At 60.1% G+C, this 14,309-nt stretch carries 12 protein-coding genes; 11 read left to right on the top strand and 1 reads right to left on the bottom strand.

The genetic code is table 11. The features are described from left to right. Window positions 1-6: 6 nt before the first annotated feature. Window positions 7-2,037: a threonine--tRNA ligase gene (gene thrS, locus AC0V6U_RS14965; protein WP_472643926.1), complete on the bottom strand. Its 2,031-nt coding sequence runs from the start codon at window positions 2,035-2,037 to the stop codon at window positions 7-9. Window positions 2,038-2,404: 367 nt separating this feature from the next. Between thrS and AC0V6U_RS14960 the strand changes: the two genes are divergently transcribed. From AC0V6U_RS14960 to AC0V6U_RS14910, 11 genes are all read left to right on the top strand, one after another. Beyond that, entirely contained in the window at window positions 2,405-2,581 is a 177-nt protein-coding gene (locus AC0V6U_RS14960; RefSeq protein WP_472643925.1) for a hypothetical protein, read from the top strand. Beyond that, on the top strand, window positions 2,578-3,207 hold the full coding sequence (locus tag AC0V6U_RS14955) for a hypothetical protein (RefSeq protein WP_472643924.1): 630 nt from the start codon (window positions 2,578-2,580) through the stop codon (window positions 3,205-3,207). The genes AC0V6U_RS14960 and AC0V6U_RS14955 overlap by 4 nt, the downstream gene beginning before the upstream one ends. Then, on the top strand, window positions 3,204-3,404 hold the full coding sequence (locus AC0V6U_RS14950) for a helix-turn-helix transcriptional regulator (RefSeq protein WP_472643923.1): 201 nt from the start codon (window positions 3,204-3,206) through the stop codon (window positions 3,402-3,404). Before AC0V6U_RS14955 ends, AC0V6U_RS14950 begins: the two co-directional genes overlap by 4 nt. Then, complete coding sequence (locus AC0V6U_RS14945) at window positions 3,404-4,279, top strand: alpha/beta fold hydrolase (protein ID WP_472643922.1); 876 nt, start codon at window positions 3,404-3,406, stop codon at window positions 4,277-4,279. Before AC0V6U_RS14950 ends, AC0V6U_RS14945 begins: the two co-directional genes overlap by 1 nt. Window positions 4,280-4,339: 60 nt before the next feature. Beyond that, window positions 4,340-5,071, top strand: a complete 732-nt coding sequence (locus AC0V6U_RS14940; protein ID WP_472643921.1) for an alpha/beta fold hydrolase — start codon at window positions 4,340-4,342, stop codon at window positions 5,069-5,071. Window positions 5,072-5,083: 12 nt separating this feature from the next. Further along, window positions 5,084-5,509 (top strand): hypothetical protein, encoded by a 426-nt coding sequence (locus tag AC0V6U_RS14935; RefSeq protein ID WP_472643920.1) that lies wholly within the window; start codon window positions 5,084-5,086, stop codon window positions 5,507-5,509. A gap of 82 nt (window positions 5,510-5,591) precedes the next feature. Beyond that, window positions 5,592-5,942, top strand: coding sequence for a tetratricopeptide repeat protein (locus tag AC0V6U_RS14930; protein ID WP_486169514.1), 351 nt, complete (start codon window positions 5,592-5,594; stop codon window positions 5,940-5,942). A gap of 13 nt (window positions 5,943-5,955) precedes the next feature. Then, window positions 5,956-6,951 (top strand): LLM class flavin-dependent oxidoreductase, encoded by a 996-nt coding sequence (locus tag AC0V6U_RS14925; protein ID WP_472643918.1) that lies wholly within the window; start codon window positions 5,956-5,958, stop codon window positions 6,949-6,951. 121 nt (window positions 6,952-7,072) lie between these two features. Continuing rightward, entirely contained in the window at window positions 7,073-11,806 is a 4,734-nt protein-coding gene (locus AC0V6U_RS14920; RefSeq protein ID WP_472643917.1) for an NAD-glutamate dehydrogenase, read from the top strand. A 70-nt stretch (window positions 11,807-11,876) separates the two neighbouring features. After that, complete coding sequence (locus tag AC0V6U_RS14915; RefSeq protein WP_472643916.1) at window positions 11,877-13,106, top strand: NAD(P)/FAD-dependent oxidoreductase; 1,230 nt, start codon at window positions 11,877-11,879, stop codon at window positions 13,104-13,106. A 45-nt stretch (window positions 13,107-13,151) separates the two neighbouring features. Continuing rightward, the gene (locus AC0V6U_RS14910; RefSeq protein ID WP_472643915.1) at window positions 13,152-14,306 is read left to right on the top strand and encodes a CaiB/BaiF CoA transferase family protein; all 1,155 of its coding nucleotides are present in this window, start codon (window positions 13,152-13,154) and stop codon (window positions 14,304-14,306) included. Window positions 14,307-14,309 lie beyond the last annotated feature (3 nt).

Raw genomic sequence — 14,309 nt, 5'->3', positions numbered from 1 at the left:
ATGCGATTAAGCGCTGAGATCGGGCGGTGTAGCGGCCTTTGTGATCAGCGCCAGCGCATCATCCAAAGACAGCACCTGCTGGTCCTTCTCGCCCAAGGTCCGCAGGGCAATCGTGCCCTCTTCTTCCTCGCGCTTTCCGACCACAAACAGATACGGAACCTTCGCCAGCGAGTGTTCACGCACTTTGTAATTGATCTTCTCATTGCGAAGATCGCCTTCGACCCGGATGCCTGCCGCCTCAAGCTTGGCCATAACCTTAGTGGCATAGCCATCAACGTCCGACACAATCGGGGCAACCACGGCCTGAACCGGGGCGAGCCATGGTGGCAGGCGCCCAGCATAATGCTCGATTAGAATACCGATAAAGCGCTCGTAAGAGCCGAAGATCGCGCGGTGCAACATCACGGGACGGTGCTTGCCGCCATCCTCGCCAATATAGGTCGCATCCAAGCGGTCGGGCAGCACTCGGTCGCCCTGGATCGTGCCAACTTGCCACGTCCGGCCAATCGCATCGGTTAGGTGCCATTCGAGCTTAGGCGCATAAAACGCGCCTTCGCCTGGCAGCTCTTCCCAGCCATATTCTTCATTATCCATGCCCGCCTCGGCCACGGCATCGCGCAATTCCTGCTCCGCCTTGTCCCAGTCGGCATCAGAGCCAAAGCGCTTTTCCGGACGCGTGGCGAGCTTCACATGATAGGTGAAGCCAAAATCCTTATAGACGCCGTTTGCGAGCTCGCAGAATTTGCGCACCTCCTCAACCACTTGGTCTTCGGTGCAGAAAATATGCGCATCATCCTGAGTGAATTGGCGCACCCGCATCAGGCCGTGCAGCGCCCCATGCGGCTCGTTGCGGTGACAGCAGCCCATTTCGCCCAGGCGGATCGGCAGATCGCGATAGGATGTGATGCCTTGCTTAAACACCAGCACGTGGGCCGGGCAGTTCATTGGCTTGATCGCCATCCAATCAGCGTCTTTTTCAACCGCAGGCTTGGCCGGGCCGTCGCCGTCCTCGTCGACTTCGGGCACCATGTCGGGCACGGCAAACATGTTTTCGGCATATTTACCCCAGTGGCCCGATTGCTCCCACTGGCGGATATCCATCAACTGAGGCGTCTTGATTTCGCGGTAGCCGCCGCCATCCATCTTGCGGCGCATATAGGCCTCCAGCTCGCGCCAGATCCGGTAGCCTTTAGGGTGCCAGAAGACGCTGCCATGCGCTTCTTCCTGAAGGTGGAACAGATCCATCTCGCGGCCCAGCTTGCGGTGGTCGCGCTTGGCGGCCTCTTCCAGCCGGTGCAGATGTTGCTTCAGCTGTTTCTTGTTGAGCCAGCCGGTGCCGTAGATCCGCGTCAGCTGGGCATTGCGCTGATCACCGCGCCAATAGGCACCTGCCACCCGCATCAGCTTAAACGCCGCGGGATCAAGCTTGCCGGTGGAGGCCAAATGCGGCCCGCGGCACATATCCAACCACGCGCCGTCGCTGCGCGGTTCGCCCGACCAATAGACCGTCAACTCTTCGTTTTCGGGCAGTTCTTTGGCCCACTCAGCCTTAAACGCCTCGCCGTCCGCTTCCCATTTCGCGATCAGATCAGCGCGCGACCACACTTCGCGCACCAATGGCTTATCCGCGGCAATGATCTCGCGCATTTTCTCTTCAATCGCGGGCAGATCATCCATGCTGAACGGCTCGCGATCAGCCGGGGCCATCACGTCATAGTAAAAGCCATCATCGGTCGCAGGACCAAAGGTGATCTGCGTGCCGGGATAGAGCGCCTGAACGGCCTCAGCCAGAACATGCGCAAAGTCATGGCGCGCCAGTTCCAGTGCATCGGCCTCATCCCGGCTGGTGATGAGCTCAAGCTCCGCATCACCCTCAAACGGGCGGCCAATATCGCGCACCTCGCCGTTGACGCGCGCCGCCAGCGCGGCCTTCGCCAGGCCAGGGCCAATCGCGGCGGCCACATCGGCCGGCGTGCTGCCTTCAGGCATTTCACGCGTGGTGCCATCGGGCAGGCTGATCTTGAGCAGTTCGGTCATCGTTCTTCCGTCTCGTTTGCGTTCACGCCCATGACACACTCATGCGCGCGCTTGAAGAGCGGTGTCTTGGTATTTTCTGCTTTTTCAGGAGGCTGACACCGCGCCGCCCGAAACCGAAAGTTCGGGGCGCGGGTGTGGCTGGATTAGACCAACAGCAACCGGCCCCGGAAATCCGGGGTGGTGGTAGTGGTGGTGGTAGTCACACGGTTGGCCATGAGCGCAGATATAGGCGCGGCGAACGGCTATGTCATTACCCGTGTTTCGCATTAGCAACCGGAAAGCACCCGCTCCATTATGGAAAGTGCGCTTGACAAACATACGAATCAATGACAAGTATACTTTCCATAGTTGAAAGGGAGCTTTACTAATGACAATTCGAAACAAAGCGATTCTATGGGCCGTGATCATCATCACCGCCGCGATATTCTTGGCCGCTAGCGAGCTCAGCAACGGCGCATCCTTCGGGATCATCGGCGGCCTGAGCGGCGCGGCGATGGGCATGCTCAATGGCGGCTGCAAGAGCAATTCGAAGTGCCTGCTATGAGCGAGCAAGCAGATAAGAACGCAGCCGTGATGGGCCGCAGCCCCGCCTTTTGGGGTGCGCTCATGGGCGTCTCTTATGCCGCGATTGGCGGTCTGGCGGGGACCGGCGCGATCGAGGGCACAGCACTATTAATCCTGATGCTCGTGCCGATGGTCATGATGGTCCCTTTGATCAAATCCGCCAATCGCCGGGTCGATGCCGGCGGCAACGCCTGCTTTGCCAAAGGTGAGGCGCAAAAGCGGTATTTGAAGCGCGTGGCGATCTCGTCCTCGATTTACATGTTCGCCATGGCTGGGTTGGTCTTTGCCGAAAATGCAGAAGGTATCGCCGATACGTGGCGCATTCTTGCGGCCATCCCGCCCGGCCTTGCGATCATCGGTGTCTTCTGGGCAATCGGGCGGCTTATCGTCGAAGAGCAGGATGAGTTCATTCGCATGCTGGTGGTCCGTCAATCACTGATCGCAACCGCAATCACGCTCAGCATCGCAAGCGTCTGGGGCTTCCTCGAGATTGCTGACGCGGTCCCGCATGCCGACGCCTATTGGTGGGCCGTGGTATGGTTCGCTGGCTTAGGTATTGGCGCTGCATCAAACCGCGTCGAATATGGCGCGTGGGGTGCAGTGTGAACAACCGCCTCAAAGTGCTGCGCGCAGAGCGCGATTGGAGCCAGCAAGACCTCGCGGATCAGCTGGATGTCAGCCGCCAATCCGTCAATGCGATTGAGAAGGGGCGCTATGACCCGTCCCTACCGCTCGCATTCAAAATCGCCGACGTATTCGGCCTTGCAATCGAAGAGATATTCCAACGAGAAGGAGCCAAGTAATGAAAGTTTGGACCAGCATTATCACAGGCCTTTCATTCCTTGGGTCCACTCCCGCACTCGCGGATCAGCCACAGGAGGCTTGCCCGCCATACGAAACGCTCGGTGCGGGCCCTGATCTGATCCTTACACCAGGACTTGGCTCGTCACCGGCAACTTGGGACAGTGTCAAAGACGCCCTTAGCGAAAGCTACAAGGTTCATCTTGTGCATGTTGCAGGCTTTGCAGGTCGTGCACCAAACGGGCCACCTGAGACGATTATTGCGCGGGCCGCCCAAGAGATTGTCGACCATCTCGACTGCAACAAGGTTGAAAGCGCACTTTACGCAGGCCATTCACTTGGCGGATTCCTCGGCCTCAAGCTGGCAAAAGGTCATCCCGATCGGATCAAAAAATTGGTGATCGTCGATGCACTACCGTTTTTTCCGCTCCTATTTTCACCCCAAGCAACGGCTGAAACAGCCGCGGCGCAAGCCGACGGGTTCAAGAGGCAAATTCTCGGGCAATCCGCAGGGGAGTTCGCGCAAACTCAGCAAGTCGGCGTCCGGTCACTGGTAAAGAACAGTGAGTACCACGGCACCATAGCCGATTGGTCGATAACCAGTGATAGGGCGACCTTTGCGAGCGCCATATATGCGCTGATGACGACCGATTTGCGCCCTGCGCTTAAAGACATGAACACGCCCACGACCATTATCGCCGCGAGCAATGCCTTCGCTCCGCGATCGCGGATTGAGGCGCTGTACCGAGATGCTTACGCATCGCTCGACACTGCTGACATTCGAATAGTCGAAGACAGCTACCACTTCATCATGTTTGACCAACCTGAGCTGTTCGAGACCGAGCTTCGCCGCGCTCTTGAAGAGCCCGCAGATTAAGGCTCGAATCAGTTTCGGCCCTCTTGCGCGCACCCGCCGCTTGCGGGCATGAGGGCGCGCATGAGCGAGATACAATTTCACGAATTTGGCGATGGGCGCAAAATAGCCTTTCGCCACACGGCCGGCACCGGCCCAACCTTGGTCTTTCTGCCCGGCTATATGTCAGACATGGACGGCGGCAAGGCGACCGCCATGTTCGCCCGCGCGCAGGAAATGGGGCGGGCTTGCCTGCTGCTCGATTATTCCGGCTGCGGGCGGAGCAATGGCGATTTTGCCGATGGCACGCTGTCCCGCTGGCGCGATGAAGTACTGAAGCTGATCGAGGATCATGTGGACGGCGACGTGCTGCTGATCGGCTCGTCCATGGGCGGCTGGCTGATGCTGATGGCGGGTGAGGCATTGGGCGAGCGGCTGACCGGGATGATCGGCATCGCGCCTGCTCCCGACTTTACGACTTGGGGCTTCACGGACGAGCAGCGCACGCAGATGGCGGCGGGCGAGGTGCTGTATGAAGACAATCCGTACGGGCCAGAGCCAACGCCGACGCATCCGGGCTTTTTCGCGGACGGAGAGGCCAATCTGAAACTGGAAAGCGCAGTCGCGATTGATTGCCCGGTTCGCCTGCTGCACGGCCAAAAGGACGAGGATGTGCCGTGGGAAATCAGCCTGCGCCTCGCCAAGGCGATACGTTCGGACAATGTACAGGTGACCTTTGTCAAAGACGGCGATCACCGCTTGTCGCGCGAGAATGATATCGCGCTGCTGCAAGCGACGGTTGATCAATTTTACTAGGCGAACATCCACGTGTCTTTTTCCAGCGCGCTCATCCTTATGCTGCTCCAGGTCGGTCCCAACCCGAGCACTGGTGCGATCCAGGGCGCGCCCGACGAGCTGCTCAATCGTCCGCCGCGCACCGCCAATGAAATTGCTCCGCCGCAGCCGACCGATCCGCTCAGCATTTGGCTGGCCGATTGCCTTGATCTGGTCGAAAGCGACCCCGCCCGCGCGCACACCAAAGCGCAGATTGAGCGCAACCAGACAACCGGTGATGCAAGGGTTATTGCCAATCATTGCCTTGGGCTGGCCGCAACGAAGCTGAGCCTGTGGGACGATGCGATTGCCGCTTTCACTGCAGCGCGCGATGAGACACCGGCGGATGAACCGCGAGCACGAGCGCGTTTTGGCATTATGGCTAAGCAATGCCGCCCTCGCAAACACGCTTTGGGCTGACGCCTATAATATTTTGAGAGAGGCACGCACGGACGCCAAAACCGCTGCATCTGGTGCACTTCAAGCAGCAGCAGCACTCGACATGGCCCGCGCCCTGGTTGAGATTGATCAGCCGGAAGAAGCTCTCATTGAATTGGACAATGCAACGCGCCTGATGCCCGGCGATGCTGAGGCGTGGCTGCTGAAAGCAACCCTGCTACGGCGTGAAAACAGATTGCCAGAGGCGCAAACGGCGATTGAAAAGGCGTCGGGTCTTGCGCCGCTTGATCCACAAATTGGGCTGGAGGCAGGTGTTATAGCAGTGCTGGATGCGCGCGATGATGCCGCTCGCGCCAGCTGGCAATCGGTGATCGACACAGCGCCTGATAGTCCGCAGGCAAAGACCGCTAGCGGCTATCTGAAACAGCTGGGGCCTGCTACGCCAGCCCAATAGCAAGAGGGCTGCCATGACCGAACTTTCCGTGCTTGATCTGATCCCGGTTCGCGAAGGCGGGAGCGTGGCAGAGGCTTTGGCCGATGCGACAGAGCTGGCGCGCGCGGCAGAACGAGTGGGTTGCAAGCGCTTTTGGGTGGCGGAACACCACGCGATGGATGGCATCGCCGGCGGCGCAACATCGGTGGTGCTCGCCCATATCGGCAATGCGACCAGCCGGATCCGGATCGGCTCTGGCGGCATCATGTTGCCCAATCACACTCCGTTTCAAATCGCGGAGCAATTCGGCACGCTCGACGCTTTGTTTCCGGGCCGAATTGACCTCGGTCTGGGTAGAGCGCCGGGCGCTGGTCCAGAATTGCAGCGCGCTCTGCGCAAAAACCTGCATCAGGCGGCTGAGTATTTTCCGCAGGATGTGGCCGAACTGCGCGCGCTCCTGACCGGCGATCTCGACCTGCCCATCACGGCCTCCCCAGGCCTCGGCGCAAAGCCGGAGATGTGGATGCTCGGCTCCAGCCTGTTTGGCGCGCAGCTCGCGGCCAAGCTCGGCCTGCCCTATGCCTTCGCAGCGCATTTTGCGCCCGATCATTTGGACGCCGCGCTGGAGCTTTACCGCAGGGACTTTGAGCCGTCAGACGCGCTTGATCGCCCACATGTGATGGTGGCGATGAATGTTTTTGCCGCGCCAAGCGAAGCGGAAGCCCGCCTGCTTGCCTCCAGCCAGCAACAAAGCTTCGTCCGCCTGCGCAGCGGCAATCCGGGCAAGCTACCGCCACCGATTGAGGACTACACCTCCACCCTGCCTGCGCCAGCGCGCGCCATGCTGGATCATATCGGCCAAGCCGCCGCCATTGGCACCGCCGATATGGTGGCAAGCCAAGTCAGCGATTTTATCAAGCGAACCGGCGCGGACGAAATCATGCTGTGCGGCGCGACCTATGATCCAGCGGCGCGAATTCGTTCGCTGGAAATCACCATGCAGGCGCTCACTGGCGCATTGACCTCCTAACGCTGAACCGCATTAAAAATCGCGCAGTTAGATAATGAACACGGTTGCGCAAACGTATCCACAAGGCGTATCGGCGACGCATAAGAACGCTCAAGAATAATATTGTTTCAAAGGGGCGAGGATGGTTTCGAAACCCGCTAAAAAGCTCGCAGGAAAAGCTTCAACCAAGCTAAAATCGGTGCGTAATCCGCGCCGAAGCAAGCATCATACCGCTCTGTCAAAGCGGCTGAGCGATGCGATCCTGCCCGGTGACACGCCCTTTGCAAAGCAAGCGCTGGAAGAGGCGACCGCCTTCCTGCTGGCCGCCGCCGAGCAGCGCGAGACGGACCGCGCCTCGCTCGTTATGGAAACCGAAACCGATGAGCGGCGCATTATGCGCATCGCTTTGGTCAATGACGACATGCCGTTTCTGGTCGATTCGGTTGCCTCCGCGCTCGCCGCCCAAGGGGTCACGATTGACCGGTTGGTGCATCCGATCATTGCGGTGAAGCGCGACAAGTCGGGCAAGCTCACTGAGCTCGGCTCTGGCAAGGCGCGCGAATCGATGATCTATATCGAAACGCCGCGGATTGATGCGCGCCAACGCCGCGAATTGCTAAAAGAACTGCGGCTGACCCTGGGTGATGTCCGCGCCGCCGTGAACGATTGGCCCAAAGTACAATCCGCCATGGAAGCGGATATTGAACGGGTCGAAGAACCGGAATTCAAAGACCTGCTAACGTGGCTCAACAGCGGGATGCTGACCCAGCTGGGCCATGTCACCCGCCGCCGCGATGGCAGCCAATCGGGCCTCTTGGGAATTTGCCGCAAGAGCGCGCGCTCTTTGCTGGCCGATGCGTCCTACGACAAGGCATTCAAATGGTTCGGGCAGAAACGCCCCGATGGCCGCACGCGCGAGCTGTTGATCATCAAATCGAACCACACCGCCAAGGTTCACCGCCGCGTTCCGCTTGATCTGTTTATCGTGGCGATCCGCAAGAAAGGCAAAGTGGAGGCCCTGTCGGTTCATGCCGGGGTTTGGACCAGCGCCGCGCTCGCCTCTGCCCCCGCCAATGTGCCGCATCTGCGCGAAAACCTCGATACGCTGACCAAAGAGCTGGGCTTCAACCCATCCGGGCACACCGGCAAAGCGCTGGTCCATGCCTTTACCGCGCTGCCGCATGATCTGCTGATCGCGTTCAACCGCGCGGATATTGGCCGCCTCGCAACGACTATGATGAGCCTGGTTGATCGGCCGCGCCCGCGCTTGTCGCTCGCCGCTTCGCAATTGGGCCGCCATGTGTTCGCCTTTGTCTGGCTGCCGCGCGATCTGCTCTCCACTCAAGTGCGCTTGCAAATTCAGGAGCTGCTGACCGCTGAGGCTGATGCAAAAGTCCTTGATTGGAGCCTTGAGGTTGAAGGCGGCAATCTGGCGATGCTGCAATTCGTACTCGATGTTCGCGAAGCGAAAGCCATGCCGGAAGAGGCTGAGCTGGAAGGCCGACTGGAGGACATGCTACGCGGTTGGGGCGAGGGGGTCGAGCGCCACCTTGCCAAGAGCGAAGACCCGGCGCGCGCCATGGCGATTGCCGCGCGTTTTGCAGGAGCCTTTCCGGCCAATTACCGGCTGCTCTATGGCACCGCAGAGGCGGCGACCGACATCCGCCGGATCCGCGCGCTCAGCGCGCGCGCCAGCGGCGATGATGACGCAGCCTTGCGCGATGTGCGCTTGTACCATCTCGACAGTGATGCAGCCGACAATCTGCGGCTCAAGGTCTATCAAAGCAGCGGCGCTTTGCCATTGTCTGATGCGGTGCCAGCACTGGAGAATTTCGGCTTTCGCGTGATCACCGAAATCCCGACCGAGCTTGTTGAGGGCGCGCTTGGTTCGATCCATGATTTCACCCTGGCTCTGCCTGAAGGGGACGAGGCCGCGCCGCTGCTGGAGCGTGCAGGCGTTATCGAGCAGGCCATTGCCGCCGTGCTCAATGGCAATGCCGAGGATGATCCATTCAACCGGCTCGTGATCGGAGCGGGACTGAGTGCGCGGGAAGCCAATTGGCTGCGCGCCTTCTATCGCTATCTGCGCCAGACCGGCATGGGTTTTACGATCTACACCGTGGTTGATGCGCTGGCCGCCGCTGTGCCAGTGACCAAAGCAATGATCGCGCTGTTTGCCGCGCGCCATGACCCCAAGTTTGATGGCAATCGCGAAGAGGCCGAGAAGAAGGCTCGCGGCGATTTCTCACGCGGGCTGGCTAAGGTTTCCGCGATCAATGATGACCGGCTGCTGCGCCTCTACAATGCAGTTATTGGCGCGATCCTGCGCACCAATGCGTTTGCTGACGCCGCGGACGAAGCGCTGGCATTTAAGTTCGATTCTGCGCAGGTGCCCGACCTGCCAAAGCCCGTGCCATGGCGGGAGATTTTCGTCTATTCGCGCAGGGTGGAAGGCATTCACCTGCGCGCTGGCGTGATCGCACGCGGCGGCCTCAGATGGTCGGACAGGCGCGATGACTTCCGCACTGAGATCCTTGGCCTGATGAAGGCGCAGCGGGTCAAAAACGCGGTCATCGTGCCGACCGGGGCAAAGGGCGGCTTTTATCCAAAGCAATTGCCATCACCTGCGAAAGACCGCAATGCCTGGGCCGCAGAAGGTCAGGCGAGCTATGAGATTTTCATCCGCACCTTGCTCACGATCACGGACAATATCGTGAAGGATAAGGTCGTCCATCCAGCGGATGTGGTGGTGCGCGACGGCGAAGACCCCTATTTCGTGGTCGCCGCCGATAAGGGCACGGCGCGCTTCTCTGACGTGGCCAATGGCATCGCAGAAAGCCGAGATTTCTGGCTCGATGATGCCTTCGCGAGCGGCGGCTCCAACGGCTATGACCACAAGGCAATGGGCATCACCGCGCGCGGCGCTTGGGTCTCTGTCCAGAGGCATTTCCTCGAAATGGGCATCGACGTGCAAAGCGACAGCGTCCGCGTGGCGGGCTGCGGCGATATGTCGGGCGATGTGTTCGGCAATGGCATGCTGCTGTCTAAAGCGATCAAGCTGGTCGCAGCCTTTGACCACCGGCACATCTTTATCGATCCTGACCCCGATCCGGCGCAAAGCTGGAAAGAGCGCAATCGACTGTTCAATCTGCCGCGCTCCAGCTGGGAGGATTACAATTCCAAGCTAATCTCCAGCGGCGGCGGCGTGTTCGCGCGCGATCAAAAGAGCATCAAGCTGCCCAAGAAGGCGCGCGAAATGCTCGGGCTTGAAGAGGCCGAGATTGCGCCCGATGATCTGGTGACGGCGATCCTTAAGGCGGAACTTGATCTGATCTGGTTCGGCGGAATTGGCACCTACATCAAAGCTGAAAGCGAGGGCGATGCAGCCGTGGGTGATCCCGCCAATGACGGCCTGCGTGTGACCGCCGCTGAAGTGCGCGCGAAAGTGATCGGCGAGGGCGCGAACCTGGGCGTGACGCAAGCGGGCCGGATCGCATTCTCGCTCAACGGCGGGCGCGTAAACACCGATTTTATCGACAATTCGGCCAGCGTTGATTGCTCCGATAACGAGGTGAACATCAAGATCGCGCTGGCAGCGGCCAAGCGCGATGGCAAGCTGACCGAAAAGAAGCGCGTTGCCGTGCTCGAGGCGATGACCGACGAGGTCGCCGCAATCGTGCTCGAGGATAACCGCCTGCAAGCGCTCGCACTGTCGATTGCAGAAGCTGGCGGCTGCGAGGCGACTGCATCTTACACGCGCCTGATCGAGACGCTGGAGGATATGGCCGATCTTGATCGCAAAACAGAAGGGTTGGCCGCAAGCGAAGTGCTGATCCGCCGCGCGGGCGACGGACACGGCATGACCCGGCCAGAACTCGCCGTGCTGCTGTCATCGGCCAAGCTCGCCCTGCAAGATGCGATCGAAGAAAGCCCGCTGTCTGCCGACAAGGCGATGGAGGACGCGCTGATCGCGATGTTCCCAGAGCCGATGCAAAAGGACTATGCGAGGCAGATCAAGCAGCACCGCTTGAGCCGCGAGCTGGTCGCGACCGAGCTTGCCAATCGCATCATCAACCGCATGGGCATTTTGCCTGCATTCGAACTCGCCGAAGAAGAAGGCGCGTCGCTGGCTGCGGTGACCAACGCCTTTGTCGCCGCCGACCGCCTGTTTGGAACGCGCGCGATTTGGGAAGAGCTCGACACGGCCAAGATGAGCGAGACCACCCGCATCATGCTGTTTGAGCGGGTCGCCATCGCCCTGAGGGGTCATATGGCAGACCTGCTGCGCGCTGGCGCGGCCAAGCGGCCGCCCGCTGAACTGGTCGAGGAATTGCGCGGCGGGATCGACGAATTGCACGGTGCCACCGACGCTCTGCTGGCGGGAGAATCGCGCCAACAGGCAAACAAAATGCGCAGCGAGCTGGTCGAAGCGGGCGCGCCAGAGGCGCTGGCGAAAAAGGTCGTGCATCTGTTCGAAATGGACGGCGCGATTGGCCTCGCAAAGCTCGCGCGCGACGCCGATGTCGCGGCGCTGCAGCTGACCGACGCCTTCACCGATATGGGTGTGCGCCTGGGCCTCGATTGGGCGCAAGCGACAGCCGCGCTGATGGAACCCTCCGATGTTTGGGAGCGCTTGCTGGTAGCTGGCCTCGCGCGCGATTATCAGCAGATGCGGCTCGATTTCCTGCGCCAGCTGGTGCGGCGCAAGAAAGGCAAGGCTGATCCAGCGAATGCAGTGGAGCAATGGGCGAGCGACAATGCCCCCGCGATCCGCCAGTTCAAGGCGATGGTTGGCCGGGCAAAAGCGCACACACCAGTGGCGCCAGCGGTGCTCGCGCAAATTGCCAGCCAAGCGCGCAATCTGCTTGATCCCTAAGCCGTCATCACCCCGGCCAAAGCGCGCAAGACGCTTGACCTAAGCCAATTTTGGGGCAAGCGTCCGCGCCATGGATAGCGCCGATATCGTAATCGTGGGCACCGGGCATGGCGGCGCGCAAGCGGCGATTGCTCTGCGCCAACAGGGGCATGAGGGTTCGATTGTGCTGGTTGGGCGCGACGCCGTTCCGCCGTATGAACGCCCGCCGTTGTCGAAGGAATATCTCGCAGGCGACAAGCCGTTTGAGCGGATCTTGATCCGGCCGGAGAAGTTCTGGGCCGACAAGGATATCACCCTGAGGCTGGGCCAGGGGGTCACCGAAATTGACTGGATGGCGCATGAAATCGCGCTGATGGATGGCAGCCGGATTGGCTATCGAAAGCTCATCTGGGCGGGCGGCGGCGATCCGCGCAGGCTGCCATGCCCCGGCGCAAATCTACACGGCGTTTTCTACGTGCGGGACAAGCGCGATGCCGATGCGATGATGACCGCGATTAAGGGCGGCGCAAAACGCGCGGTTGTCATCGGCGGCGGCTATATCGGGCTGGAGGCGGCCGCAGTGCTACGCAAGCTTGGCGTCGAGGTTACCTTGGTGGAGGCTCAATCCCGCCTGCTGGCCCGCGTTGCTGGCGAAGAACTATCCGACTTTTACGCCGCAGAGCACCGCAGTCACGGCGTCGACATCCGCCTCGGCGCGAATGTCCAAGAAATATCCGAAACAGACGGACAGGCCAGCGGCGTCTTGCTTGAGAGCGGTGAGACGCTCGAATGCGACATGGTGGTTGCCGGGATTGGCATCATCCCCTCGGTCGCGCCTCTGATCGCGGCAGGCGCAGCGGGATCAAACGGCGTTGATGTCGACGTCTATTGCCGCACGACCCTGGACGACATTTATGCGATCGGCGATTGCGCCGCCCATGCGAATGATTTTGCGGATAGCGCGGTGATCCGTCTGGAATCGGTCCAGAACGCGCATGATATGGCGAACACGACCGCGCGCGCGATCATGGGCGATAAACAGCCCTATCACGCACTGCCATGGTTCTGGTCGAACCAATATGATCTCAAACTGCAAACCGTCGGCCTCAGTCTCGACTACGACGAGACGATCCTGCGCGGCGACCCTGCCGCGCGCAAATTTTCGATCATCTATCTAAAAGAAGGCCGCCCAATTGCCTTCGACTGCGTCAATGCGATGAAGGACTATGTCCAAGGGCGCAAATTGCTCGAAAACGGCATTCAATCGGCCGACAAAGCGCTGCTCGCCGATCCTGAAACGCCGCTCAAGGAATTGCTCTAAAGCCTAAGCGGCTATCGACACGCGAATTCGGAAAGAGGCATTTTCATGCAAACAGGCGATGGCGGCTCCATGCTTCAGGGTCTGAAGGTACTGGACCTCACCACGGTCGTGTTTGGACCCTATTGCACGCAAATCCTGGCCGATCTTGGTGCCGATGTCATCAAGGTTGAGGCACCGGGCGGCGATGCGCTGAGATATTCAGCGAAGCCCGCCAAGACAAACGGCATGGCGCCGAGCTTTCTCGCGCTAAATCGCGGCAAGAAGTCACTGCTGCTGGACTTGAAAGACGACGAGGCGAAAGCGCAATTGCGCAAGCTGGTGGCGGAAGCAGATATGCTGATCCACAATATCCGGGCCGAGGCGATCGAACGGCTTGGGTTCGGATATGAGGCCGCCAAATCGCTCAATCCTGAGATCATCTATGTCCACTGCGTCGGCTTTGGCTCCGACGGCCCCTATGGCGGATTGCACGCTTATGACGATGTGATCCAGGCGGCGAGCGGCGCGGCTACCCTGTTGCCCCGCGTCGATGGCAATGAAAAGCCGCGCTATCTGCCTTCGCTGATTGCCGACAAAGTCGCCGGATTGCATGCCGCCTATGCTTCAATGGCAGCGATGATCCACAAGCTGCGCACGGGCAAGGGTCAGTTCCTTGAAGTGCCGATGTTTGAGGCGTTCTCAAACTTTATGCTGAAAGAGCATCTGGGCGGGCTGACATTCGATCCGCCAGTTGGCCCCGCCTGTTACAGCCGCCAGATTGATCCAGACCGCCAGCCTTTCCCGACCAAAGACGGTTATATCTCCATCGTCCCGTACCAGATCGACCATTTCCTCAAAGTTGTGGCGCTGCTGGGTGATGGGGAATTCGCGCGGGAGGCGCGGTTCCAAAGCGTCAAAGGGATCATCGAAGGCAGCCCAGACATCTATCGCCGCATTGGCGAGCTGACCGCGCAAAAGACGACCGACGAAGTGCTGGCGATCATGCGAGGCGCGCAAATGCCCGCAATGCCCGTGCGCGATATGCAGGATATGACAGCCGACCCACATTTGGATGCTGTTGGCTTCTTCCAGCGCAGCGAGCATCCGACCGAGGGCACAGTGCTCAACCTGCGCGAACCGACGCGGTTCTCAGATTGGAGCCCGGCAAACCCGCGACCAGCGCCCAATCTGGGCGATGTTTCGGACGGCTTTGAAAGTTAGAGC

It is taken from the genome of Erythrobacter sp. W36, assembly GCF_057364935.1.
This window is presented reverse-complemented; position numbering and strand designations above follow the sequence as displayed.